Source organism: Sphaerisporangium sp. TRM90804 (assembly GCF_029846175.1).
In the GTDB taxonomy this organism is placed as follows: domain Bacteria; phylum Actinomycetota; class Actinomycetes; order Streptosporangiales; family Streptosporangiaceae; genus Sphaerisporangium.
Genome location: NZ_JARWAC010000017.1, coordinates 76,781 through 100,863, shown reverse-complemented (window position 1 = coordinate 100,863; position 24,083 = coordinate 76,781). Strand labels below are relative to the sequence as shown.

Here is a 24,083-nt window from a genome sequence, read left to right as displayed (position 1 = left end):
GCTCGGGCGGAAGCGGACCCGGCCGGGGGATCGGGAGAAGGAGGCAGCAGCGATGCCGAATCCGCCGGCCGTCCCGGACGGCGTGCCCCCCGCGCCGCCCCGGCACGGACTCCGCCGAGGCGGGCGCCGTGGACGTCGGTGAGCAGATGCGGCGCGTCCCGCCCTTCGACCGGTTCCCCCGGGTGGACGAGACGCACGCCGAGCTGGACGAACTGCGGGCCCGTTATCCGCACCTGGTGCGGCTGCGCCGGATCGGCACCTCACGCCTGGGCGAGCCCCTGCGGGTGCTGACGGTGGACGGCGGGCCGCGGGACGCGCTGGTCATCGGCGGGCCCCACCCCAACGAGCCGATCGGCTCGCTCACCGCCGGGCAGCTCGTGCGGCGGCTGTGCGAGGACGCGGCGCTGCGGGAGGAGCTGGGCCTGCGCTGGCACGTCATCCCGTGCGTGGACCCCGACGGCGCCCGCCTCAACGAGGGGTGGTTCGCCCACCCCGGCGACCGGCGCCGCTACGCCCGGCACTTCTACCGGCCTGCCTGGAGGGAACAGGTCGAGTGGACGTTCCCGATCGCCGGCGACGGCTACACCTTCCAGGGCGGCCTGCCGGAGACCGAGGCGCTGGCGCGCCTGATGGACGAGGTGCGGCCCGCGTTCGTCTACTCGCTGCACAACGGCGAGTACAGCGGGGCGTTCTTCTACATCAACCGCTCGGACCCCGCCCTGGCCGCGCGGCTGGCCGCGCTGCCCGCCCGGGAGGGGATCCCGCTGCACCACGGCGAGCCGGAGATGCCGGACGCCCAGACCGTCGCCACGGCGGTGTACCTGACCCCGGGAGGCGCCCGGCAGGCCCGGGCGTTCGGCGCGGGCGGCGGCAGCGCCGACTACGCGGCCAGGTTCGGCGCGCTGCACCTGATCACCGAGCTTCCCTACTGGGCCGACGAGCGGGTGGGCGACACGACGGCGACCGCCACCCCGTACGCGGAGGTGCTCAAGACGGGCATCGCGGCCCAGCGGGAGCTGGTCGACGTCATGGGCGCGGCCATGGCCGCGGTGCGCCGCGACCTTCGGGTGCCCTCGCCGTTCCACCGCTCCACCGAGGACATGCTGAAGACCTACCAGGACTTCGCGGACGCGTGGGAGGGACTGCCGGGGACCGACCGCCCGGCGACGGTGGCCGAGACGTTCGGCAACCGGCAGACGGTGCACATGCGCCGGCTGCGCCTGGCGGGCACCTTCTGTCGCGCGCTGGACGCCGAGGCCGCCGCGGGCAACCTCACCCGCGCCGTGCGCGCGCAGCGGGCCCGGGTGCGCGAGGTGTTCGAGAGCTGGTGCGACGAGGCCGAGGCGGAGTCGGGCGGGCGACCCATCGCGATCAGGTCGCTGGTCGCCGTCCAGCTCGCGGCGGGGCTGGCCGCGGCCGGGCACGCGCGCGGCTGACCGCGCGCGTGCCGGGTGTCACGAAGGTCAGGGCCAGCCGACGGAGGGCCGCAGCGGGACCCCGGCCTCGCCCCTGTCGCCGAGCTTCACGGCGAGGACCTGGTGGAGCTGCACCTTGTTGCGCTCGAAGCCCACGATGCAGCCGGCCATGTACAGCCGCCACACGCGCGCGGTGCCCTGACCGACCTCCTGGACGGCTTCGTCCCAGTGGCCGTCGAGGTTGGCGCACCACTTCTCCAGGGTCTTGGCGTAGTGCTCCCTGAGGTTCTCCGAGTGCCTGATCTCGAAGCCGGTGTCCTCCATCTGACGGATGAGGTGGCCGACCGACTCCAGCTCGCCGTCCGGGAAGACGTACTTGTTGATGAAGCCGTCCTTGTTGATCGTCCTCTCGGTGCCGGTCGGCCGGGTGATGCAGTGGTTGAGCAGCCGCCCGCCCGGCTTCAGCTTGCCGTACAGGAAGCCGAAGTAGCTCGAGAGCTGGTCCTTGCCGATGTGCTCGGTGAGGCCGATGGAGCTGACCGCGTCGAAGCCGGTCTCGACGACGTCGCGGTAGTCCATGAACCTGACCTCGGCGAGCTCCGACAGGCCCGCCTCGGCGACGGACTTCTGCGCCCACTCGGCCTGCTGGCGCGACAGCGTGACGCCGAGGACCTTGACCCCGTAGTGCTTGGCCGCGTGCATGACCATGCCGCCCCAGCCGCAGCCGACGTCGAGCAGGCGCATGCCCGGCTTGAGGCCGAGCTTCTTGGCGACCAGGTCGAACTTGGCGAACTGCGCCTCCTCCAGCGAGGACTCGTCCTCCGGGAACACCGCGCAGGTGTAGGCCATGGACGGCCCCAGCACCCACTCGTAGAACCGGTTGGACACGTCGTAGTGGTGGTGGATCGCCTCGGCGTCGCGCTTCTTGGCGTGGCGGCTGCCGAGCCTCGCCAGGGTGCTGCGCCGCACCTCCTGCGGTGGCAGCGGCACCCGCATGAGCAGCGGCTTGACCCCCAGGGCCTTCACGACGGCGAGCTTCTCCTTCGCCGGCATGTCGTTGAGGGTGATCTCCGCCATCTCCGACAGCAGCCTGTACATGTCCCCCTGAACGTCGATGTGGCCGGCCACGTATGCCCGGGCGAGTCCCATCTCGCCGGGCGACTTGGCCAGATACGCGACCGCGATCGGGGTCTTGACCTCGATGCGGACGACTGCGCTCGACGGGCCGGCCTTACTTCCGTCGTACGCGGCGAACTCGATGTTCGCCTCAGGCCCGACGATCTTCTCGAAGATCTGGGCGAGTGTCATCGAACCAACCTCCTCAACGCCCCCGTACGCACTTGTCATAGAGGTCGAGCAGCCGGCTTTCAGGGTCGTAGGCCCGTTTGACCGGCCAGTAGGCGTCGCCGTTGTAGAGACGCCAGAACTCCTGACGGGGGTAGAACGATGTCGAGTACAGGGACTTGTGGCCGCCCAGCTCGTGCACGGAGTTCTCGATCAGCCGGTTGTGGTACCCGTCGAACTGTCCGCGCGGCAGCGCCACCATGCCCCAGAACCCGAAGTTCACATACAGCTTCCCCGCGTCCAGCGGGTAGACGGGCCAGTCCCGGGTGGCCCGCAGCGGGCACATCCACACCGGGGTCATGCCCACCTTGTCGTGGAAGAAGTCGAGGAAGTCGGCGCCCTTCTCGATCGGCACCTCGACGTCCTGGATGACCGACTCCTGCACCGGGTTGCCGCGCCAGCGGTCGACGCGCGCGGTCACGCCGTACTTCTGGTCGAGCCCGACCATGCGGCGGTAGACGTCCGAGCGCAGCCAGCGGCGCGGCACCAGGGTGCGGATCAGCGGCTGCTGGACGCCGAACGCCCGCGAGCACCAGAACCAGTCGGTGTCCCAGCGCCACAGGTAGTCGCGGACGGTGAGCCAGTCGCGGGTGCGGGTGCGGATCGACTGGTAGTAGATGCGCATCCCGGTGTAGTCGGACGCGTACGGCGCACGGTCGGCGAAGCGGCCCACGGTGATGTACATCTCGTCGGGCGAGAAGAAGGTGCCGTCGACGAAGTCGACGCCCTCGCCGTCGTACTCGCCGCTGTCGCAGATCTCCTGCATGGCCAGCATGCACTTGCCGGCGTCGGAGAACGGGATGTGCGTGAGCCGCACGAAGGGCTTGACGGGCAGCAGCTTGATGCGCAGCCGCAGCGCGTACCCGAGGGTGCCGTAGGAGTTCGGGAAGGCCCTGAAGAGGTCGCTGTGCTCGTTGTCCTCACGGGCGACGACGACGCGGCCGTCACCGGTGAGGATTTCCATCTCCTCTACCGACTCGTGCGGCAGGCCGTGGCGGAAGCTGGAGGACTCGATGCCGAGCCCGGTCACCGCGCCGCCCAGGGTGATCGTCTTGAGCTGCGGCACCACGTAGGGCATCAGGCCGGACGGCAGCGTGGCGTCCACCAGGCGCTCATAGGTCGTCATGCCCTGCACCTCGGCGGTGCGAGACTCCGGGTCGACCTGGATGACCTTGTCGAGCTCTCGGGCGGACAGCTTGGCCGAGGCCCCCGGGTCGCGGAAGCGGAACAGGTTGGTGGTCGCCTTCGCCAGCCGCGGGGTCGCGCCCTCGGGCAGGGAGCCGTAGGACTCCCTGATCTGCTCGACGGCCCTGCGGTGAGCTGTCATGTGGGCGGTCGTACTCCCCGTGCTATCTGGCATGCCACCACCCCTGGTAGTACGTGGAGATCGTCGTTTGAAACGCTATCTCGTGCGATGAACACCGACCAGAGTAGACACGTTAAACCCGCGCAAACTTGGGGCCCCCCTTGAATGCTCATACGGCGCACGACTTGACATCGTCTCCGCAGGTCGCGCGGGTGCGCCTGGACGGCTAGGGTGCCAAGCGTTTGCTTGTCGCACCGCCGCCTGTCCGGGCCCCGCGCCGCCGGCCGGCGGCGCCGCATCCGAGGAGACACCGATGAGTCGCAGCGGCGGTCCAGAGCCGGAGGGAAACGGCACGGCGCGCGGCGCCGGAGACGGCCCGCTCGCCGGGGTCCGCGTGATCGAGCTGGCGGGCCTGGCCCCTGGACCGTTCGCGGGCATGATGCTGGCCGACCACGGGGCCGAGGTGCTGCGCGTCGACCGCGTCGCCGCCGTCGCCCGGGAGGGCGACCGCCCCCGCGCGCAGGTGCTCGACCGCGGCAAACGCACCATCGGGCTCGACCTGAAGTCCGCGGACGGCGTCGCGGCGTTCAAGGAGCTCGCCGCCGGCGCCGACGCCGTCATCGAGGTGTTCCGGCCCGGCGTCGCCGAGCGGCTCGGCATCGGGCCCGCCGACCTGCGCGCGGTCAACGAGCGGCTGGTCTACGGCCGGATGACCGGCTGGGGCCAGGACGGGCCGCTCGCGACGACGGCGGGGCACGACATCGACTACATCGCGATCGCGGGCGTGCTGTCGCTGCTCGGCCGCGAGGGCGAGAAGCCGACCCCCCCGATCAACATCCTCGGCGACTTCGCCGGCGGCGGGCTGATGCTGGCGTACGGCGTGCTGCTCGCCCTGTTCGAACGCGAGCGCACCGGCCGGGGCAAGGTGGTCGACGCCGCGATGGTCGACGGCGCCGCCACGCTGTTCGCGATGTTCTACGACGCCGTGCGGAGCGGGGCGTGGGGGCCGCGCGGCACCAACCTGCTGGACACCGGCGCGCCGATGTACGACACCTACGAGACCGCCGACGGGCGTCACCTCGCGGTCGGCTCGCTGGAGCCGGCGTTCTGGGCCGAGCTGCTGGACAGGACCGGCCTCACCGGCCTGCCCAGCCGCGACGACCGGGCGAACTGGCCGGAGATCCGCGCCCGCCTCGCGGCGGTGTTCAGGACCCGGACGCGCGCGGAGTGGGAGGAGATCTTCGACGGCTCCGACGCGTGCGTCGCGCCCGTCCTGGAGATCGCGGAGGCGGCCCGGCACCCGCACAACGTGGCCCGCGGCACCTTCGTCGAGGTCGACGGCCTCGTCCAGCCCGCCCCGGCCCCCCGCCTGCTCGACGACTCCGCGCCCGCCGACCCGGCGGGCGCCCGCCTGGCTCCGGCGACCCGGCTGCACGACCTGTCGTCCTGGGGACTTCCCGCCGACCGCGCGAAGGCGCTGCGCGAGGGCGGCGTGCTCGCCTGAGCCCCGCCGCGGGTCAGGCCTGGGCGCGCTCGCGCTGGTGGTCGGCGGAGGCGGGGGGCTGGCCCGGGAGGATGGCCAGGTAGAGATCGACCCCGGCCCGGTGGTGGACCTCGAGGTCGGTGGTGAACGCCCGCGCCGGGACGCCCCCGGAGCCGGTGTGCCTCCACACCTGCTGCCACGCCTCCACCAGCGCCTGCGGCATCGGGCCGTGCGCCTCGACCTTCAGCGACCGCACCCCCGGCACCCGGACGGCCACCATGCCCTCGGGAAGGCCCGCGGCGGTGCGGACGGCGACGCCGACGACCTGCGTGAACGCCCCCTTGTCGTCGCTCTCGTAGTCGACCAGGACGGCGTAGAGGTTCTCGTCGGCCCGTCCGGGCACGTGGGCGAAGGCGCCGGGGGCGCCGGCGCGCTGCCACAGGGCGGGCAGAAGCGCCCGCGCGGGATCGGCCTCGGCCGCGTTGGACGTGCGCACGGCGTGACCTACGACGAGCAGATCTGGGCGTTGAGCGATGATCATTGCGCCTCCACCTTCAGGCCTCCCGTCCACTTGTTCGATAGCGCCGTCAATGTATCCGCACGGGCTGATCGTCGTCTCGATCATCGCGTACCGGGAATCGGATCAGGTAATCAAATAGCTCGCGCTGGGACATATGAGGCTGACTGACCTGGGAAATCCCCTGTTTACCACGGATCGCATAGGCTGCACTAACGTGCGATTCCTCAACGACCAGGCGCCGATCTTCGACCTGACCTACAGCGACGTCTTCATGGTCCCCTCGCGATCGGCGGTCGGCTCGCGCCTGGCCGTCGACCTCTCGACGGGCGACGGAACCGGCACCACGATCCCCATCGTGGTGGCCAACATGACCGCGGTGGCGGGCCGCCGGATGGCCGAGACCATCGCCAGGCGCGGCGGCATCACCGTCATCCCGCAGGACATCCCCATCGACGTGGTCGCCGACGTCGTCGACTGGGTCAAGCAGCGCGATCTGGTACACGACACCCCGATCTCCCTCAACCCTCATGAGACGGTCGGCGAGGCCCTCAACCTGCTGCCGAAGCGCGCGCACGGCGCGGTGATCGTGGTGGACGGTGAGCACCGGCCCATCGGCGTGGTCACCGAGGCCGACCTGCACGGCGTCGACATGTTCACGCAGCTCTCGCAGGTCATGTCGGGGTCCCCGCTGACCATCCCGGCCGGCACCGACCCGCGCAAGGCGTTCGAGACCCTGAACGAGGGGCGCCACCGCCTCGCGCCCGTGGTCGACGCCGGCGGGCGGCTCGTGGGCGTGCTCACGCGCACGGGCGCGCTGCGCGCCACGCTGTACGAGCCGGCGTTGGACGCCGAGGGCAGGCTACGCGTCGCCGCCGCCGTCGGCATCAACGGCGACGTCGCCGCCAAGGCCAAGGAACTGCTCGACGCCGGCGTCGACTGCCTGGTCGTCGACACCGCGCACGGCCACCAGGAGAAGATGTTCGCCGCGCTCGCGGCCGTGCGGGCCCTCGACCCCGGCGTGCCCGTGGCCGCCGGCAACGTGGTGACGGCGGCGGGCGTGCGTGATCTCGCCGACGCCGGCGCCGACATCGTCAAGGTCGGCGTCGGGCCCGGCGCCATGTGCACCACCCGCATGATGACCGGCGTCGGCCGGCCGCAGTTCTCGGCCGTCCTCGAATGCGCCGCCGAGGCGCGCGGCCTCGGCAGGCACGTGTGGGCCGACGGCGGCGTGCGCCACCCGCGCGACGTCGCCCTCGCGCTCGCGGCGGGCGCCTCCAACGTGATGATCGGCTCGTGGTTCGCGGGCACCTACGAGTCCCCCGGCGACGCGCGCACCGACCCCAACGGCCGCCGATACAAGGAGAACTTCGGCATGGCCTCCGCACGGGCCGTACGCCTGCGCACCGCCGACGACACCCCCTTCGACCGGGCGCGCAAGGCGCTCTTCGAGGAGGGCATCTCGACCTCGCGCATGTACCTCGACCCCGTGCGCCCCAGCGTCGAGGACCAGATCGACGCCATCGTCGCCGGCCTGCGCTCCTCCATGACCTACGCGGGCGCCACCACCCTGGAGGAGTTCCACGACCGCGCCGTCGTCGGCATCCAGAGCTCCTCCGGCTACTCCGAAGGCAAGCCCCTCCACCAGAGCTGGTGACACGGAGCCGGGGAGTGCGCCCCGCCGGGCCGGCGGGGCGCCGCCGGGCCGGCGCTCGCCGGGACGCGCCGTCCCGCCCGGGAACGCCCCGGGCCGGCGGGCGCCTTCTCGAAAAGGCGCCGTCAAGCTGGTGATATCTCGGCTCCGCCGGGTAGTCGCAGCCGCAGATGACCCCCTAGCCGCGGAGGCGAACTCCCGTCATGATCGATTCGTCACCCGGGTTGACCCCGCCCCTATCCGCCGAAGACCGGCGGCTCCTGGTCAGCTACGACAACTACGCGGCCGCCCAGCGCGCCGTGGACATGCTTTCCGACGCGGGATACCCCGTCCAGAACGTCGCGATCGTCGGCAGTGACCTGCGCCTGGAGGAGCGGGTCACCGGCCGGGTGACCAACCCGCGCGCGGCCGGGGCCGGCGCCGTCAACGGCCTGGTCTTCGGACTGATCGTGGGCCTCTTCCTCGGGCTGTTCACCTCCACCTCGGGCTCGTTCTTCGCCCTGGTGGTGTGGGCCGGGCTGTGGGGCGCCATCGTGGGCGCCGCCTTCGGGTTCGCCAACCACGCCTTCAAGGGCGGAGCCCGCGACTTCAGCTCCCGCAGCGCCCTGGTGGCGGGCCGCTACGACGTCCTGGTCCCCGGCGCCAACCTCGATGAGGCCATCGCCGTGCTGGAGGGCGGTCTGCGCCCGGCCGACACCGTGGTCGTCCAACGCCCCACCTCCGGCGGCCCCTTCCGCACCCACACCCCCTCCGGCTCCAGCCCCGGCGCCACCGGCCCGGGCACCGCCGGCGCCGGCTCCACGGCCGACGGCTCCCCGGCCCCCCGGTCGAGCACCACGGAGTCCGGCACCACGGAGTCCGGCGCCGCCGGACCGCGTACCACCGGGCCGACCTCCACCGACTCCGACACCACCGGAACTCCCGCCGCCGACATCGGCACTCCCGCCGGAGCCGGCGCCTCCTCGGCCGTCACCCCCGACTCGGCCGACCGCCCCGCATTCTCCGCCGCCCCCGACGCCACCACGCCCGGCCCCGTCCCGCCCGCACCGCCCGCGTCCGCGGCGATGTTCGCCGAGACGACCCCGCTCGGCACCGGCCTCGGCGCCACCCAGCCCACCCCTCCCGGTGGCGACGGCTCCATCCGCGCCGCGACCACCCGCGCCGAGGCGATGGAGGAGGCCACCGTGGCCATCCCCATGTCCACCGTGCGGGCCGCGACCACCTCCCCCGGCGAAACCGTCACCGACCCGAAACCCACCACCGCCCCCGAGGCATCCCCCGCGGCACCCTCGGACCCCACAGACTCCACGCCGTCCACCACCGCCGCGGACTCCCCGGACGCGACACCGTCCGGCTCCTCCACCACCCCGGACTCCCCGGACGCGACACCGTCGTCCGGGCCCGACTCCGCCCTCGACCCGGTCGCGGCGGCGCCTTCCGCGCCGACCGCGTCGGACGCCGGCCCGGTCGCCGACCCGGTCGCGGAGGCCCCGTCCACCCCGGCCGCGTCCGGCCCCGACGACGTACCCGCCGTCGCGACCCCCGGCAAGCCCGGCGCCGCCACCCCGGCGACCCCGGACGCCTCCGGCCCGGCGGACGCCGAATCCGGCCCGGCCGCCGGCGGGGCCACGACCGGGTCCACGGGGTCCTCGGCCCCCGAGCCGGAGCCCGCCGGTTCTGACGCCGATCCCCTGATCGCCGATGACCCGCCGTCGGCGAAGAAGAGCGCGAAGCAGGGCCCCGCGGACGAGTAGCGGGCAGCGGCCCGGCCTCATGCACCTCCGGTGCCCCCTCGCCGGGACACGGCGGAGGAGCCGGCCACCGACCCATCTCCCCCCGGTGAGGGGCGAGCGTCTGACGCCCGCCCCTCACCGTCAGTCCTTGACCCGCCGCCTCACGGGCGATCGTCGAACCCCGTGTGCCGGTGGGTGTGACCGGACTTCCCAGGTCGGCCGTTGGAGTTGATCGTTGTACACGATGATGTCGGCGTGGTCGGTTGGGCGGGCTGTGGCGAAGTAGAGCTTTTGCGAGGGGATATAGCGGTCGCGCCAGGACCGTTCGATCCGGGTGGTGTCGGCGGCGGGCCCGGCCAGCGCCGCGCCTCGGTTCCGGGCGCGATCCACCGTCCGTGGGACGGACACGAAGACGCGCAGGTCCCACCCGTCGATGAGTTCCGGGCGCAGGAGGAAGACGCCGTCGAAGAGCAGTACGGCGTCCGCGGCGGCGGTCGCGGCCGGCGGGGACGACGCGGTGTCGGTGTCTGGGTCGTAGACCGCGTGCCGGAACCTTCGAGCGTTACTGCGGCTCCCCGTGGCTTCCGCCGGGGTGCATTCAACCGGACTCCGCGCGCGACGTACCCGTCTGGACGCCGGGCTGGGTGGGTTCCTGGCGCTCGTGGTTGATGGTCTAGGTTTTCCACAGGCTCGGCCCTCGTCGCTCTCCAGGCGGCCGGACCCCGTAGAGTCGTCCGGTCGGCCGCGACGCGACCGGCGCTCGGTCCAGGCGTGCCGCCGGGGGTCCCACCCCGGGGTACGCACCTCAACCAAGGAGAACACGTGGCACTCGAGAAGCCCGAGATCGACTTCCCGGAGGGCGAACCGCCTGCGGATCTCGAGATCGAAGACATCACCGTGGGGGACGGTGAGGAGGCCAAGCCCGGGCACATGGTCAACGTGCACTACGTCGGTGTGGCGTTCTCCACCGGTGAGGAGTTCGACGCCTCCTGGAACCGCGGCGACGCGTTCCAGTTCCCGCTCGGCGCCGGCCGCGTCATCGCCGGCTGGGACCAGGGCGTCGCGGGCATGAAGGTCGGCGGCCGCCGCCGGCTCACCATCCCGCCGCACCTGGGTTACGGCAACCGCGGCGCCGGCAACGCCATCAAGCCCGGCGAGACGCTGATCTTCGTCGTCGACCTCCTCGGCGTGAGCTGACCCGCCCTCCAGCCGGCAACTCCCGGCTTGGGTGGGCATCGCGCCCCACAGCCCACCCAAGCCCCCGCCACCCCCGGCGAAGCCGGCCCCCGCCCAGGCCGGCACCCGCGCGCGGTAGGCGCTCGAACTCGTCGTCGGAACCCCTCGACATGAGCTTGCCCGAGCTCCAGGGCGGCCGCTTCGGATCATGTTCCTGGATCCCAGGGCCGGGGAGAGCGCGGACGGGGCTGGGCTGGCACGATGAGACCTGTGTTGCTCATCGACCTCGCGCGCACCTCGGCTGCCGTGGCGGCGGACTCGGCGCGCCTCGCCAAGATTCGCCACCTCGCCGAGCTGCTGAGCAGGGTCGAGCCGGGTGAGGCGGAGATCGCCGTCGCCTACCTTTCGGGGGAGCTTCCGCAGCGGCAGATCGGGGTCGGCTGGCGGAGCCTTCAAGATCTTCCCCAGCCGCGTCAGGTCGCCACGGCGAGCCTCAGCGAGATCGACGACCTGCTCAGCCGCATCAAGGCGCAGACGGGGCCGGGGTCGCAGGCGGCACGCAGAGAGCTGGTCGCCGAGCTGTTCCGTTCGGTCACCGGCCAGGAGCAGTCGTTCCTGCTCCGCCTGATGAGCGGGGAGCTGAGGCAGGGCGCCCTGAACGGCGTCATGATCGAGGCGGTCGCCAAGGCCTCCGGCTCGCCGGCGGCCGAGGTACGGCGCGCGCTGACGTTGCGGGGCTGGCTGCCCGCGGTCGGAGCGGCGGCGCTGACCGGCGGGGTCGAGGCGCTGCGGGCGTTCAAGCTGGAGGTCGGGCGCCCGGTCTCCCCGATGCTGGCCCAGAGCGCGCCCAGCATCAGCGCGGCCCTCGACAAGCTGGGCGGCCCGGCGGCCCTGGAGTGGAAGATCGACGGCTTCCGCGTGCAGGCGCACCGCGCCGGGCCGCTGGTACGGGTGTTCACCAGAACCCTGGAGGACATCACCCCCCAGGTGCCGGAGGTGGTCGAGGCCGCGCTCACGCTTCCGGTGCAGGAGGCGGTGCTCGACGGCGAGGTCATCGCCCTGCGACCCGACGGCCGTCCGGAGCCCTTCCAGGTGACGGCGGCCCGCGTGAGCACCAAGACCGACGTCGCCGGCCTGCGTCAGGCGACGCCGTTGAGCGTGTTCTTCTTCGACGTCCTGCGCATCGACGGCGAGGACATGCTCGACCTTCCCGACAGCGAGCGGCACGCGGCCCTGGAGCGGACGACGCCCGCCGAGCTGCTGACCCCGCGCCTGGTGACGGCGGACGCCGAGGAGGGCATGACGTTCTTCGCCGACGTCCTGCGGCGGGGGCACGAGGGCGTGGTGGCGAAGTCCCCCGCGGCGCCGTACGCGGCGGGCCGGCGCGGCGCGGGCTGGATCAAGGTGAAGCCCCGCCACACGCTCGACCTGGTGGTGCTGGCCGCCGAGTGGGGGCACGGGCGGCGCCAGGGCAAGCTGTCGAACCTGCACCTCGGGGCCAGGGACCCGGAGTCCGGTGAGTTCGTGATGCTGGGCAAGACGTTCAAGGGCCTGACCGACGAGCTGCTGGCCTGGCAGACCGAGAGGTTCCTGTCGCTGGCACAGGGCGCCACCGACGAGTGGGTGGTGAACGTGCGTCCGGAGATGGTGGTCGAGGTCGCGTTCGACGGCGTGCAGCGGTCCCCCCGCTACCCCGGCGGGATGGCGCTCAGATTCGCCCGCGTCCTCCGTTACCGCCCCGACAAGCTCCCCGAGGACGCCGACACCGTGGACACCGTCCGGTCCCTCCTCCTCTGACTCACGTAACCGCATCGCCGGGCCGCGCACCGCCACAACCACCACCCGGCGACGGCCGCGCCACCGGCGGTGAGCCGGAGGTGCGGGAGCGTCGGGCCTCGTGGCCGGGCGGTTGGCGCGCTGGGCACTCGGCTGGGTGGCCGGCCGGCTGTCACTTCACCAGGCGGACGGTCCAGGGGTAGCGGTACGGGGTGTCGCTGAGGGAGTTGACGGTGGCGACCACTCCCAGGACGACGGCGGCGATCCAGAGGAACGGCACCAGGATCACGCCGATGACGGTGATCGGCAGCAGGATGGTGGCGCCGAGCAGGGTGAGCTGGAAGTTGAGCGCCTCGACCGCGTGCTCACGGACGTAAACGGAGTTCTTCCCGGCGGTCAGCAGCACGACGAGGGGGGCGACGAAGGACAGGCCGCAGAACGGGAGAAGGTGGGCCGCGATGGCACCCATGCGGTCGCCGCCGGTCAGGGGCATGGCGCGCCGCGGGGGGCTCCAGTACGCCGGCCGCGGCGCGGGGCCCGGGGCGTACGGAGCCTGCACGTCGCGGGCGATCGGCGCGAGGTCGGCGTGGGTGCGGGCCGTCATGGCGAGGTGGAGACGCTCGTCGAACTCGACCTTGTCGAGCCGGCCCTCCGCGTAGGCGGCGGTGACAAGCTCCACGACCTGCTCGCGGTCGCCGTCGGTCACGCGCAGCTGGGGGTGCGCGGGTGTTCCCCACGCCCCGTTGGACGTCGTCGTGGCTGGTTGCGCTACCCCTGCCATTGGTGACCGTACCTTTCGTCGGGTCAGGCTGTCTCCTCTCATTCTCGTCGGCCCGTGGCGCCGCGTGCATCAGGTACATCCCCCAGGCGTCCCCGATGCCGCCCTGAGGCACGCATTCGCCGTCCGGTCCAGGTATACAAGGGTTATGGGATGGCGCGATCGCTACGGTATTCGTCGACTGCGCGGTCGGAAGATCGCCAAGTTCGACCGTGAGGCCACCGACGGAGACATCGAAGCGCTCATCGCCTTCGCGAAGTCGCGAAAGGGCGTCGAGTTCTACGTCGAGCCGGAGACCTTCGCCACGGACACCACGGCGGTCGCCGTGGCCCACGACGGCGAGTGGACCCGCCGAAGAGTCGGCTCCCCCGCCGTCATCATCAAGGTGGCGAGAAACCTCGCCATGCCGGTGTACGACGTCCAGCTCACCGGTTACCCCGGCCGCATGCGCGCCTACAACGAACGCCGCCGCAACACCCCCGGCGAGTAAGGCCGCACCGCCCCCGGACACGACCCGCGAACCCCAGCAACGCCCTCCACCCGCAACCCGCCCAGAACCACGCACCTCCCACCCCCGCGCCCAAGACGAGGCCGCAAGCACGCGGCACCAGAACCCACACACCCGCGCCCTCGGCCGCGAACCAGCCCGCCTCCCGGCCTTGGCGGTGGGGAGCGCCTGGGCGCGTTGGCGGCTTGTGGGGTGCCGTTCATTGGGGCGCGTCCGTTCGCGCGGGTTCTCGGGGGCGCAGGGCGGAGGCGGAGGTGTCCAGGAGGAAGAGCAGGGGATGGAGCCATTCCATACGGGGCGGGCCCATGCTCTCGTCGAGTTGGGCGGGGGTGGGGAGGCGGGTTCTCAGGATCTCGGGGCCCAGGAGACGGCTGAGCCCCTGGGCCAGCAGCAGGGCCATGGAGTAGGAGGGGTCGGCGGAGAGGGCGCGTTCGACGGCTATGCCCGCCAAGGCGCAGTCGCCGCGTCTCCATGCCGCCGCGGCCAACAGGGACGCGGCGGGTGGGACGAAGGGAGGTTCCAGCCTCCGGGTCAGGTCGCCCCAGAGGGAGATGTGGTCGTCCTGGGTGGCGTCGTCCATGAGGGTCCACGCTTCGTCGCGGACGCGGAGCACCGTCAGGGCCAGGCCCAGGCTCGCGGCCTCGTGGTCGGGCAGGCGGGCGCGGCGGGCTTCGAGGGCGCGGTGGACGCGGGCCAGGCCGTCGGAGACGAACTCGCGGGGGAAGTCGTCGAGGACAGGGGCGGCCAGTAACCGGGCACGCACGTCGTCGGCGGCCAGCCGGGTGGCCTCGCGCATCTTGACGCGCGCCGGGCCGCCCGTGGCGGCGATCGACCTCTCAAGGCTCTCGCGGCCGGGCAGGGCCACCAGCCCGCCGAAGGTGGCCTGGGCGGCGACCTGGCCCGCGACGGGATCGTACGGCCTGCCGGTGGGCGGGCAGCACTCGGCGCGCTCGCAGACGTAGGACCAGTAGCGGCCGTCTTCGGCGCGCAACGCCTCGGTGATCTCGATGCCCGCGGCGGCCAGCAGGCCCATGGCCTCCCGCACGGCCGGCGTGACGAGCGCTCCCGGGCCGAACGCGGCCACGATGGTGTGCGTGACCTTCTCGCGCCGCAGCAGCGGCACGAGCCTGCCGAAGGCATCGGGCGGGACGGGGAGATCCCACCGCGTGGTGACCCGCAGGCGTCCGCGCGCGCCCGCGCCGCGGAAACCGACGATCACAAGGCTGTCGGACGGGTGGAAGCCCAGGAGGTAGGGCACGGCCCCGAGGATGTCGTCGGGCGAGGTGAGCAGGATCGGTGATGCCGTCATGGCGCCAAGCATCGGCGACCGGGCCGCGCGAGAATCCGCCGAGCCGCGTTCTGTGGATAACCTGCCGGAGCGTTCCAGCCGACGCCCGGGTGACCGGCCTGCCACGGCGACGCGAGCACTCCTGAGAAGGTGTCGTTCGTCCCCCGCCATCCGGGGGGACGAACCGAGACGCCAGCACGCCCAGCCCAGGCAGTCCAGGCAGTTCAGGTGGCGCGGGGGCCCAGGTGGCCAGGTAGCCCAGTGGTCCAGGTAACCCAGGTAGCCCGGGGGCCCAGGTGGCCAGCAGCCCAGTGGTCCAGGCTCGTCGGCGCGGGGCGGAGGCGGTGTGGAGAAGCGCGGCTCTCCTGCGCGTCGGGGGCGAGACCTGGAGGATGAGGGGATGCTGATCAGAATTGAGGGCTTCGATCTTCCGGGGCGGGTGTGCGAGGCCGGGCGCGGGTTTCCCGGTTACCGCGACATCCACGTGGGGGTGCAGCATCGGGATCGGCGGAAGGCCATCCTGGAACCGCATCCGGGGGACGCGTCCTCGGCCGCCTGGACGCTGGAGTGCGCCGCCGTACAGGCGCGGGCGGGCGTGGACTTCAAGGGGCCGTACATCCAAGGGCGTCCGGGTGAGCGGTTCGTCTATCTGTCGTGGGGCTCGCTCGTCGGCGACGGGGTGTTCGCGTCGTTCCGGCGGGCGAAGCTGATGCTCGACGCCCTGGAGCCGGCCGTCGTGGACGAGGCGGTCGAGGTCGGGACGCTGCTGGGCCGGGTCGGCCTCACCGACCGCGAGGGACGCCCGCTGTGCGCGTCCGTGCGTCCCCCGGCCATCACGTGGACGGCGGGCCCAGGCTGACAGTGCCGCCCACCGCGAGACATCGATGCACCGTTGCGGGCGCCGTGTCCGGGCCATCACGTAGACGGCCGGCTCAGGCTGAAAGGGCCGCCACCGCGGGCCGTCGATACACCGCTGAGGGCCGCGTGTCCGGGCCGTCGAGGGGGACGGCGGGCTCGGGTCGGCACGGGGACCCGCTGCCGCGGACGGGCAGCGCACGGGCCTACGCGCCCCGTCGTCACATGGGCGGCGGGATCGGGGTTACCGGGGTTTCGGGGGTGAGGCGTTGGCGGACCATCAGGGTGGCGCCGGCTACGGCGGCGGGCATGGCCACCACGGCGCCGAAGGGGATGAGGAAGGCCAGGAAGGCGAGCACGCCGAAGCCGAGCGCGGGAGACTTGTCGCCGCGCAGGATGGCGAAACGCTGCCTGCGGGCCAGGCCACGGCGTTCCATGGCGAGCGTGCTCAGCTCCACGGTGAGGAAGAAGCCCGACACCGCCGCGCCCAGCACTGGCACCACCGTCTGCCCGACGACCGGCACGAAACCCAGGGCGAACAGCGGGATCGTGAACGCCAGCACGTAGAGCAGGGTGATCAGGCTGTCGCGCACCGATCGGACGGTGGACCGCCAGAACGGGGTCTCCTGCGCCTTCACCGCGCCGCCGAGGCTGTCCTCGACCCGCTCGGACAGCTTCTCGTAGAACGGGCCGCCGATGAGCAGCGTTACGGCCGTGAACGTGATGACCGACAGCACCAGCCCCAGCGCGAACACGACTATGCCGAGCAGGATGCGCAGGGTGTCGCGGAGGGCCGTGCTCCAGCCGTCGGCGAACGGCGTGGCCCAGGCGGCGAAGTCGCCCGCGTACATGCCCAGCAGCAGTAAGGCGGCGACGTAGAGCACCAGGGCGATCAGGGCCGGGACGAGCCCGAACAGCCACTGGCGTGGGTGCCGGGCGACCCACGCGAACCCCTTGAGAAAGTACCCGGCGCCGTCGGCGAAGCCGCCGACGCCGCGGCGGACGGGCGCGCCCATGCTGTTCATGCCCGGCAGGCTAACGCCTCTCACCGCCGTCGGCGCACGATCATGCGAACGCGGTCACTTCCACCGGGATGTCACCGAAACCCCCACCACGTCAGAAGCCGGCACAGGAGGGCACGACGAACACCCGATCACGATCACCGTCGAACCGACCGCTCGCACCGGGACGCCACCAGAACCGCCGCCACGCCGCAAGGCGGACCGGAGGGGGGGACGAACCCGGGTGTGCGATCGGGCGGTCACCTCCACAGGGAGGTGACCGGGACCCCCACCTCGGCGAGGAGGCGGCGCAGGAGGGGCAGGGAGAGGCCCAGTACGTTGCCGTGGTCGCCTTCGATGCCGTCGACGAACCAGCCGCCGAGGCCGTCCAGGGTGAAGGCGCCGGCCACGCGGAGCGGCTCGCCGCTGGCGACGTAGGCGGCGATCTCGTCGGCGGCGGGGGTGCCGAAGCGCACCACGGTGGAGCCCACCGCTGCGGCCTCCCGGCCCGTCGCCGCGTCGATCACGCAGTGGCCGGTGAGCAGGTTGCCCGAGCGTCCGCGCATCGAGCGCCAGCGCACCACGGCCTCCTGCGCGGAGCGCGGCTTGCCGTACGCGCGGCCGTCGAGCTCCAGCATCGAGTCGCAGCCGACGACCAGGCCCTCGGACAGCTCGCCCGCGACGACGGCGGCCTTGGCGCGCGCCAGGGCCAGGCACAGCTCGGCGGGGGACGCGGCCGTCACGGCGTCCTCGTCGACGCCGCTGACGATCACCTTGGGGTCAAGCCCGGCGCCCCGCAGAAGCGCGAGACGGGCGGGCGAGGCTGAGGCGAGCACGATTTCGGTCATGTCTTCCGACCCTATGGCAGCCGTCCCGTAGCGGGGACGGACGGCCTAGAGAGCGCGGATGCCGGACATCACCTTGTTGATGTCCGCGAACCGCTTCTTCTGGGCCTCCGGAATGGTGACGAACACCAGGGCGGGCTTGGAGTCGCGCACGTCGACCAGCGCGACGGCGGCCGTCGAGGTCCGCTTCTTTCCGTCCACCTCGTAGCGCACGCGGTAGCCGAGCAGCCAGCCGTCGCGCTTGCCGGCCTTGATGGGCTGGGAGGCCGTCCAGGTGATCGTGGCGCCGTCGGGGTGGTGGTTGAGCGTCCACCGCGCGGCCAGGAAGGCGGTGTCCTTGAGATCGTCCTGGACGGCGATCGGCACCGGGCAGGTCGCCAGCAGGCCGCGGTGGCCGGCCCCCTTGACGGCGGGCAGCAGCCGCCGGGTGGCGAACGGCGAGGACTTGGCGAGCTTCCACTCCTTGGTGAAGCGCGGCAGCGTGATGCCGGACCGCTTGTCCTTGACCACTCCCCTGGTGGCGGCGGCACGGCCGGGGAAGTCGGCCAGCTTGCGGGTGCGGGGCGCTTCGGGCACACGCGCGTCGGCCTCGGCCGCGGCGAGCGCGCTCCAGCCGGGCGCCGGAGTCGACGCCTCGGGCGACGCGGAGGAGGACGGCGACGTGGAGGAGGACGGCGACGTGGAGGAGGACGGCGACGTGGAGGAGGACGGGGACGCGGAGAAGGACGGCGACGCGGACGCGGAGGTCACCGGGACGGCGGCGGGGGCCGGGAGCGGGCCGGCGTCCGAGGCGGGCGCGGGCGGCTCCGACGCCACCGGCCGAGCCTGCGGACCGGCGGCCGTGGGCGTGCCCTCGCCCCCGCCGTTCACGAAGAACACCACCCCGGCGGCCGCGACGGCCACGGCGCCGGTCACACCGAGCACGCTGCGGTAGATCACCCGCATGGGCAGGTCGCCGAGCCGCGAGATCAGGGTGCGCCGGCCCGGGGGCGGCGGCGGCGGGGGATCCGTTATGGTGATCTTGGGCAGCGGCGCGGTCTCCGCTTCAGCCATTACGTACGTTGGGACGGCATTGGCCCCGTAGTTCCCACCTACCCCATTTGGCACGTTGGGAGCGTACGGCATATCCCCCGCGCCCGCCCGCGATCTCGATCACACTTCGGGAACGAGTACCTTCCCGATCGGCGCGTTCACCCACGCTGACCTCTGCTTTCACTCGCCGTCAGCCGCACGGGACACGCTGCGGAGAGGCGGGCGATCACCCGCGAGCCGCCCGTGATCACCGGCCGCGGGACGCTACCGCGAGGGGTTGCGGAGCGGGCCGTGGCCCGCCGGGCGGTGGCCGCCCGCGCGCAGCCACGGCGCGTCGGCGACGACCGTGCGCGAGCCGGGCTCGATCTCGGTGAAGCCGGCGTCGCGCACCACGGGCAGCCCGCTGTCCACCAGCCGCGCCCAGGTGCGCTCGTCGGCCGTCCGCACGGCCACGGGCAGCCCCTCCTCGGCCCACGCGGCGCGCGCGGGCTGGCTCGTGCCCCACCAGGCGAGCTGCGCCGCGTGACCGGCCTGCGCCATGGCCTTGCCCGCCGACATGGTGAGCGCCGGGTTGAGCCACAGCACCGCGCCGCCGGGCGGGGGCGGCCCGGGTGGTTCGTCGTCGTCCAGGTCGGTGCCCGAGACCTGCAGCCGTGAGAGCTCCTTCGGCCAGGCGTCGACCGGGATGGGTGGATGGACGCGCACCTCCGCCGACCGCACGGTCACCGTGATGCCGGGGAGGTCGAGCACGCGTCTCCACTCGCCCCCGCGGGCGCGGCGCACGACCTTGCGGATGCCGACGGTCTCCCACGCCCGGACGGCCTGCGCCCACTCGCCGCTCACGGCCCGCTCGTCGTCGAGCATGGCGAGCACCGCGGCCGCCGCCGCCTCCAGAGCGTCGGTGCGCCGCGGAGGGGTGGCCCGCTCGATTCGGACGACGAGGGGGAGAACCTGGCGGTCTGGCTCGCTCACGGCTCCAAGGATGTCAGGCCCCGCCGGACGTGGGCACGGCGGCTCGGGGCCGGTCGGACGCGGCGGGCGGGCCCGGAAGGCCGCGGGCGATTCGGAGGGACAACAGGGCGGCGAGGGCGCAGAGCAGGCCGGCTCCGTACCAGGCGGCGTCGTAGTGGCCGAGGTGGTCGCGGGTGACGCCGGCCACCACCGCCGCGATGGCGGCGCCGACCTGGTGGGAGGCGAACACCCAGCCGAACACCACCGCGCCGTCCCGGCCGTACACCGTCCGGCAGAGCGCCACGGTGGGGGGCACGGTGGCCACCCAGTCGAGGCCGTAGAAGATGATGAAGATCAGCATGCTGGGTTCGGCCGTGGCCGAGAACAGCGAGGGCAGGACGAGCAGCGAGGCGCCGCGCAGCGCGTAGTACCCGCCGAGCAGGATCCGCGGGTCGACCCGGTCGCTGAGCCAGCCCGAGAAGATCGTCCCCACCACGTCGAAGACGCCGATCAGCGCCAGCAGCCCGGCCGCCATGGTCTGCGGCATCCCGTGATCGTGCGCGGCGGGGATGAAGTGGGTGCCCACCAGGCCGTTGGTGCTCGCACCGCAGATCGCGAAGCCGCCTGCGAGGTACCAGAACGACCGCGTGCGCGCCGCCGACCTCAGCACGGTCAGGGCCCGCATCCCCGAGGCGCCGGTGGGCGGCGCCGGGCGGACGGCGCCGGGCTCGGCGCCGAGGGGCGTGAGGCCGACGTCCTCGGGCCGGTCGCGCAGGAAGAGCCAGACGAGAGGGACGACCGCCAGCGCGGATCCGGCCACCAGGATCGCGGCCGTGCGCCATCCCGGGCCCTCGGCCACCCAGGCCAGCAGGGGCAGGAACACGAGCTGCCCCGCGGCCCCGCCCGCCGTCAGCACGCCGACGACCACGCCCCTGTGCCGGACGAACCAGCGGTCGGTGACCGTGGCGACGAAGACCAGCGCCATCGAGCCGGTACCGAGGCCGACCAGGACGCCCCAGCACAGGATGAGCTGCCAGCTCGACGTCATGAAGACCGTGAGGCCGCTGCCGAGTGCCACGAGCAGCAGCGCCGAGGCGACCACCCGCCGCATGCCGAGCCGGTCCATCAGCGCCGCGGCGAAGGGGGCCGTCAGGCCGTACAGCACCAGGTTCACCGAGACGGCGAGCGAGATCGTCCCGCGCGTCCAGCCGAACTCGTCCTCAAGCGGGGTGATGAGCACACCGGGCGTCGCCCGGAAGCCCGCCGCCCCCACGATCGCGACGAAGGCCACGCCCGCCACGACCCACGCCCGGTGCGGACGCCGCCTCGACCTCATATTCGTCGCATTCGCCATGACGACCATCATGGAAGCCCAGGCCACGGCCCGCGAGTGGCCTGGTAGCCAATATGTGCAAGAATCCGGCCATGGCGCATCGCATCGCCGTCGTCGCGCTCGACGACTTCGCCTCGCTCGACCTCGGCATCCCGGGCCAGGTGTTCTGGGTCGCCGAGGACGACCGGAGGCGGCGGCTGTACGAGGTGGTCACCTGCTCCCCCGGCGGTCGGCCCGTACGCGGCGGGGCGGGGTACAGCGTGGTGCCCGACCACGACCTGTCGGTCCTGGCCACGGCGGACACCGTGATCGTCCCGGGGGTACACGGCGGCACGGCGCTCACCGAGGGCACGGTGGACGGCGAGCTGCGTGACGCGCTGCGCGAGGCGGCCGGGCGGTCGCGCGTGATGTCCATCTGCACGGGCGCGTTCGTGCTGGCCGCGGCGGGCCTGCTCGACGGGCGCCCCGCGACGACCCACTGGCGCAACGCCGCCCGGTTCCGGTCGCTGTTCCCCCGGGTGCGGCTCAACCCCGACGTGCTGTTCATCGACGACGGCGACCTGCTCACCTCCGCGGGAGTGGCCGCCGGCATCGACCTGTGCCTGCACGTCGTGCGGCGCGACCACGGCAGCGCGGTCGCCAACCAGGTCGCCCGGCGCTGCGTGATGCCGCCCTGGCGGGACGGCGGCCAGGCGCAGTTCATCGAGCGGCCGCTGCCCTCGCCCGGCGGCAACGGCACCGCGCCGACGCGGGCCTGGATGCTCGAACGGCTCGGCGACCGGCTCGACCTCTCCGAGCAGGCCGGGCACGCGCGCATGAGCGTGCGCACCTTCACGCGGCGCTTCCGCGAGGAGACCGGCCTGAGCCCCGCGCGGTGGCTCACCAGGCAGCGGGTCGAGCTCGCCCGGCACCTGCTGGAGACCACCGACCTGCCCGTCGACCAGGTGGCCGTGCGCTGCGGGTTCGGCAGCGCGGTGTCGCTGCGTCAGCACCTGCACGCCGCCGTCGGGGTGGCGCCGCTCACGTACCGGCACACGTTCCGGCCGTCGCCTCCGGCCGTCCCCTCCCCCGGCGGCTGACGGGCGCGCCCCGATTCCCGGTGTCATGTCTGGTTGAGGGCTGTCGCCCGTCGTGAGGCTGAGTCATGATGGCGTCGTAGATCCGACCCGGGGGTGAGCCGGTGGCCATGTCGTACGCGGAGGTCTTCGCGAGAAGCATCACCGACCCCGACGGTTTCTGGCGGGACGCCGCCGAGGCCGTCAACTGGGATCGGACGCCGGGCAAGGTGCTGGACGCGGACGCGGCGCCGTTCTACCGGTGGTTCACCGGCGGTGAGCTGAACACCTGTTACAACGCGCTCGACCGGCATGTGGCGGCCGGGCGCGGCGCGCAGGCGGCGCTCGTCTACGACAGCCCGGTCACCGGCACGGCGCGCACCTACACCTACGCCGAGCTGCTGGCCGAGGTGGCGCGGTTCGCCGGGGTGCTGGAGGGGCTGGGGGCCGGCGCCGGCGACCGGGTGGTGATCTACATGCCGATGGTGCCCGAGGCCGTCATCGCGATGCTGGCCTGCGCCCGCATCGGCGCCGTCCACTCGGTGGTGTTCGGCGGGTTCGCCCCGCGCGAGCTGGCCGTCCGCGTCGACGACGCCCGGCCCAAGGTCGTGGTGTCGGCGTCCTGCGGCATCGAGGGCAGCCGCGTCGTGGAGTACAAGCCGATGCTCGACAGCGCCCTTGAGATGGCCGAGCACGCCCCGGCCCACTGCGTGATCCTGCAGCGGCCCCAGGCCGTGGCCACGATGGTGCGGGGCCGCGACGTCGACTGGGCCGAGGCGACCGCGGCCGCCGCGCCCGTGGGATGCGTGCCCGTGGCGGCCACCGACCCGCTCTACATCCTGTACACCAGCGGCACCACGGGACGGCCGAAGGGCGTCGTGCGCGACAACGGCGGGCACGCGGTCGCGCTGCTGTGGAGCATGCGCAACGTCTACGACGTGTCACCCGGCGAGGTGTTCTGGGCGGCGTCCGACGTCGGCTGGGTGGTCGGCCACTCCTACATCGTGTACGGGCCGCTGCTGCTGGGCGCCACGACGGTGCTGTACGAGGGCAAGCCGGTGGGCACCCCGGACGCCGGCGCCTTCTGGCGGGTGATCGCCGACCACCGGGTGACGGCGCTGTTCACCGCGCCGACGGCCTTCCGCGCCATCAGGAAGGAGGACCCCGACGCCGGGCTGCTCGCCAAGTACGACGTCTCGTGCCTGCGGACGCTGTTTCTGGCCGGGGAGCGGCTCGACCCGGACACCTACCACTGGGCCACCGAGAAGCTGGGCGTGCCCGTGGTGGACCACTGGTGGCAGACCGAGACCGGCTGGCCCGTCGCGGCCAACCTGCGCGGCCTGGAGCCCATGCCGATCAAGCCCGGCTCCCCCACGGTGCCGGTGCCCGGCTACGACGTGCGGGTGCTCGACCCCGACGGGGAGCTGTGCCCGCCCGGCCAGGAGGGCGCGATCTGCGTGCGCCTGCCGCTGCCGCCCGGCACGCTGCCGACGCTGTGGCGTGACGACGAGCGCTTCCTGGCCTCCTACCTGTCGGCCTACCCCGGCCACTACCTGAGCGGCGACGGCGGGCACGTCGACGAGGACGGCTACCTGTATGTCATGGGCCGCACCGACGACGTCATCAACGTGGCGGGGCACCGCCTGTCCACCGGCTCGATGGAGGCCGTGCTGGCCGGGCACGCCGCCGTCGCCGAGTGCGCCGTGATCGGCGTGGCCGACGAGCTGAAGGGCCAGGTGCCGCGCGGGCTCGTGGTGCTCAAGAGCGGCGTGCGGGCCGACCCCGAGACCCTGCGACAGGAGCTGGTGCGTCTCGTGCGCGACGAGGTCGGCGCGGTCGCGTCGTTCAAGCACGTCGACATCGTGCCGGCGTTGCCGAAGACCCGATCGGGAAAGATCCTGCGCAAGACCATGCGCGGCATCGCCGACGGTGACGAGGAGCCGGTGCCCTCGACCATCGAGGACGCCTCGGTGCTGGACGCGCTGCGCCCGGTGCTGCGCCCCCGCGCCTGAGCGGGGCCACGCGAGCCCGCC

At 72.9% G+C, this 24,083-nt stretch carries 20 protein-coding genes; 10 read left to right on the top strand and 10 right to left on the bottom strand.

The annotated features are described in order from the left end of the window. Positions 1-128: 128 nt before the first annotated feature. Positions 129-1,436, top strand: a complete 1,308-nt coding sequence (locus PYR91_RS22485) for a M14 family zinc carboxypeptidase (protein ID WP_279782488.1) — start codon at positions 129-131, stop codon at positions 1,434-1,436. Positions 1,437-1,463: 27 nt separating this feature from the next. On the opposite strand, the gene PYR91_RS22480 is transcribed toward PYR91_RS22485, so the two are convergent. Continuing rightward, positions 1,464-2,723, bottom strand: coding sequence for a cyclopropane-fatty-acyl-phospholipid synthase (locus tag PYR91_RS22480; protein WP_279782486.1), 1,260 nt, complete (start codon positions 2,721-2,723; stop codon positions 1,464-1,466). A gap of 13 nt (positions 2,724-2,736) precedes the next feature. Beyond that, entirely contained in the window at positions 2,737-4,086 is a 1,350-nt protein-coding gene (locus PYR91_RS22475; RefSeq protein ID WP_279782485.1) for an FAD-binding oxidoreductase, read from the bottom strand. A 292-nt stretch (positions 4,087-4,378) separates the two neighbouring features. On the opposite strand from PYR91_RS22475, the gene PYR91_RS22470 reads away from it, so the two are divergent. Continuing rightward, a complete protein-coding gene (locus tag PYR91_RS22470) occupies positions 4,379-5,569 on the top strand; it encodes a CaiB/BaiF CoA-transferase family protein (RefSeq protein WP_279782483.1) in 1,191 nt (396 codons plus the stop codon). A gap of 13 nt (positions 5,570-5,582) precedes the next feature. Here the strand turns inward: PYR91_RS22470 and PYR91_RS22465 are convergent, their stop codons facing one another. Next, positions 5,583-6,089, bottom strand: a complete 507-nt coding sequence (locus PYR91_RS22465) for an effector binding domain-containing protein (RefSeq protein WP_279782481.1) — start codon at positions 6,087-6,089, stop codon at positions 5,583-5,585. Positions 6,090-6,282: 193 nt separating this feature from the next. Here PYR91_RS22465 and PYR91_RS22460 point away from each other — a divergent pair, with 193 nt between their 5' ends. The 4 genes from PYR91_RS22460 to PYR91_RS22445 all read left to right on the top strand — a co-directional run bounded on the left by PYR91_RS22460 (position 6,283) and on the right by PYR91_RS22445 (position 12,425). Continuing rightward, positions 6,283-7,722 carry a GuaB1 family IMP dehydrogenase-related protein gene (locus tag PYR91_RS22460; RefSeq protein WP_279782479.1) on the top strand — a complete coding sequence of 480 codons (1,440 nt, stop codon included), beginning with the start codon at positions 6,283-6,285 and terminating at the stop codon, positions 7,720-7,722. A gap of 200 nt (positions 7,723-7,922) precedes the next feature. After that, positions 7,923-9,473, top strand: coding sequence for a general stress protein (locus PYR91_RS22455; RefSeq protein ID WP_279782478.1), 1,551 nt, complete (start codon positions 7,923-7,925; stop codon positions 9,471-9,473). Positions 9,474-10,274: 801 nt separating this feature from the next. Beyond that, positions 10,275-10,649 (top strand): FKBP-type peptidyl-prolyl cis-trans isomerase, encoded by a 375-nt coding sequence (locus PYR91_RS22450; RefSeq protein WP_279782476.1) that lies wholly within the window; start codon positions 10,275-10,277, stop codon positions 10,647-10,649. Between the two features lie 249 nt (positions 10,650-10,898). After that, positions 10,899-12,425: an ATP-dependent DNA ligase gene (locus PYR91_RS22445; protein ID WP_279782474.1), complete on the top strand. Its 1,527-nt coding sequence runs from the start codon at positions 10,899-10,901 to the stop codon at positions 12,423-12,425. Between the two features lie 151 nt (positions 12,426-12,576). Here PYR91_RS22445 and PYR91_RS22440 read toward each other — a convergent pair whose 3' ends face one another. Further along, positions 12,577-13,185 (bottom strand): DUF1707 and DUF4870 domain-containing protein, encoded by a 609-nt coding sequence (locus tag PYR91_RS22440; protein WP_279782473.1) that lies wholly within the window; start codon positions 13,183-13,185, stop codon positions 12,577-12,579. A gap of 145 nt (positions 13,186-13,330) precedes the next feature. Here PYR91_RS22440 and PYR91_RS22435 point away from each other — a divergent pair, with 145 nt between their 5' ends. Continuing rightward, positions 13,331-13,672, top strand: a complete 342-nt coding sequence (locus tag PYR91_RS22435) for a hypothetical protein (RefSeq protein WP_279782471.1) — start codon at positions 13,331-13,333, stop codon at positions 13,670-13,672. A 217-nt stretch (positions 13,673-13,889) separates the two neighbouring features. On the opposite strand, the gene PYR91_RS22430 is transcribed toward PYR91_RS22435, so the two are convergent. Continuing rightward, positions 13,890-14,999, bottom strand: coding sequence for a DUF4192 domain-containing protein (locus PYR91_RS22430; RefSeq protein ID WP_279782470.1), 1,110 nt, complete (start codon positions 14,997-14,999; stop codon positions 13,890-13,892). A 379-nt stretch (positions 15,000-15,378) separates the two neighbouring features. Here PYR91_RS22430 and PYR91_RS22425 point away from each other — a divergent pair, with 379 nt between their 5' ends. Then, entirely contained in the window at positions 15,379-15,837 is a 459-nt protein-coding gene (locus tag PYR91_RS22425; RefSeq protein ID WP_279782468.1) for a DUF5990 family protein, read from the top strand. A 217-nt stretch (positions 15,838-16,054) separates the two neighbouring features. Here the strand turns inward: PYR91_RS22425 and PYR91_RS22420 are convergent, their stop codons facing one another. The 5 genes from PYR91_RS22420 to PYR91_RS22400 all read right to left on the bottom strand — a co-directional run bounded on the left by PYR91_RS22420 (position 16,055) and on the right by PYR91_RS22400 (position 20,998). After that, positions 16,055-16,858, bottom strand: a complete 804-nt coding sequence (locus PYR91_RS22420; RefSeq protein ID WP_279782466.1) for an EI24 domain-containing protein — start codon at positions 16,856-16,858, stop codon at positions 16,055-16,057. Between the two features lie 236 nt (positions 16,859-17,094). Beyond that, a complete protein-coding gene (locus PYR91_RS22415) occupies positions 17,095-17,682 on the bottom strand; it encodes a Maf family protein (RefSeq protein WP_279782464.1) in 588 nt (195 codons plus the stop codon). 45 nt (positions 17,683-17,727) lie between these two features. Further along, positions 17,728-18,732 carry a hypothetical protein gene (locus tag PYR91_RS22410; RefSeq protein WP_279782462.1) on the bottom strand — a complete coding sequence of 335 codons (1,005 nt, stop codon included), beginning with the start codon at positions 18,730-18,732 and terminating at the stop codon, positions 17,728-17,730. Positions 18,733-18,975: 243 nt separating this feature from the next. Next, positions 18,976-19,683 (bottom strand): aminoacyl-tRNA hydrolase, encoded by a 708-nt coding sequence (locus PYR91_RS22405; RefSeq protein WP_279782461.1) that lies wholly within the window; start codon positions 19,681-19,683, stop codon positions 18,976-18,978. Between the two features lie 13 nt (positions 19,684-19,696). Continuing rightward, positions 19,697-20,998 (bottom strand): MFS transporter, encoded by a 1,302-nt coding sequence (locus PYR91_RS22400; protein WP_279782460.1) that lies wholly within the window; start codon positions 20,996-20,998, stop codon positions 19,697-19,699. Positions 20,999-21,087: 89 nt separating this feature from the next. Here PYR91_RS22400 and PYR91_RS22395 point away from each other — a divergent pair, with 89 nt between their 5' ends. Together PYR91_RS22395 and PYR91_RS22390 are read left to right on the top strand one after the other, a co-directional pair. Beyond that, positions 21,088-22,074: a helix-turn-helix domain-containing protein gene (locus PYR91_RS22395; protein ID WP_279782458.1), complete on the top strand. Its 987-nt coding sequence runs from the start codon at positions 21,088-21,090 to the stop codon at positions 22,072-22,074. 107 nt (positions 22,075-22,181) lie between these two features. Beyond that, positions 22,182-24,062, top strand: coding sequence for a propionyl-CoA synthetase (locus tag PYR91_RS22390; protein WP_279782858.1), 1,881 nt, complete (start codon positions 22,182-22,184; stop codon positions 24,060-24,062). The last annotated feature ends 21 nt before the right edge of the window (positions 24,063-24,083 follow it).

What these genes read in the sequence shown, in the direction of transcription:
- PYR91_RS22400 (WP_279782460.1), bottom strand. Translation starts at nt 20,998, where the DNA reads ATGAGGTCGAGGCGGCGTCCGCACCGGGCGTGGGTCGTGGCGGGCGTG.
- PYR91_RS22425 (WP_279782468.1), top strand. Translation starts at nt 15,379, where the DNA reads ATGCTGATCAGAATTGAGGGCTTCGATCTTCCGGGGCGGGTGTGCGAG.
- PYR91_RS22455 (WP_279782478.1), top strand. Translation starts at nt 7,923, where the DNA reads ATGATCGATTCGTCACCCGGGTTGACCCCGCCCCTATCCGCCGAAGAC.
- PYR91_RS22395 (WP_279782458.1), top strand. Translation starts at nt 21,088, where the DNA reads ATGGCGCATCGCATCGCCGTCGTCGCGCTCGACGACTTCGCCTCGCTC.
- PYR91_RS22440 (WP_279782473.1), bottom strand. Translation starts at nt 13,185, where the DNA reads ATGGCAGGGGTAGCGCAACCAGCCACGACGACGTCCAACGGGGCGTGG.
- PYR91_RS22415 (WP_279782464.1), bottom strand. Translation starts at nt 17,682, where the DNA reads ATGACCGAAATCGTGCTCGCCTCAGCCTCGCCCGCCCGTCTCGCGCTT.
- PYR91_RS22435 (WP_279782471.1), top strand. Translation starts at nt 13,331, where the DNA reads ATGGGATGGCGCGATCGCTACGGTATTCGTCGACTGCGCGGTCGGAAG.
- PYR91_RS22480 (WP_279782486.1), bottom strand. Translation starts at nt 2,723, where the DNA reads ATGACACTCGCCCAGATCTTCGAGAAGATCGTCGGGCCTGAGGCGAAC.
- PYR91_RS22390 (WP_279782858.1), top strand. Translation starts at nt 22,182, where the DNA reads ATGTCGTACGCGGAGGTCTTCGCGAGAAGCATCACCGACCCCGACGGT.
- PYR91_RS22420 (WP_279782466.1), bottom strand. Translation starts at nt 16,858, where the DNA reads ATGAACAGCATGGGCGCGCCCGTCCGCCGCGGCGTCGGCGGCTTCGCC.
- PYR91_RS22430 (WP_279782470.1), bottom strand. Translation starts at nt 14,999, where the DNA reads ATGACGGCATCACCGATCCTGCTCACCTCGCCCGACGACATCCTCGGG.
- PYR91_RS22465 (WP_279782481.1), bottom strand. Translation starts at nt 6,089, where the DNA reads ATGATCATCGCTCAACGCCCAGATCTGCTCGTCGTAGGTCACGCCGTG.
- PYR91_RS22475 (WP_279782485.1), bottom strand. Translation starts at nt 4,086, where the DNA reads ATGACAGCTCACCGCAGGGCCGTCGAGCAGATCAGGGAGTCCTACGGC.
- PYR91_RS22470 (WP_279782483.1), top strand. Translation starts at nt 4,379, where the DNA reads ATGAGTCGCAGCGGCGGTCCAGAGCCGGAGGGAAACGGCACGGCGCGC.
- PYR91_RS22410 (WP_279782462.1), bottom strand. Translation starts at nt 18,732, where the DNA reads ATGGCTGAAGCGGAGACCGCGCCGCTGCCCAAGATCACCATAACGGAT.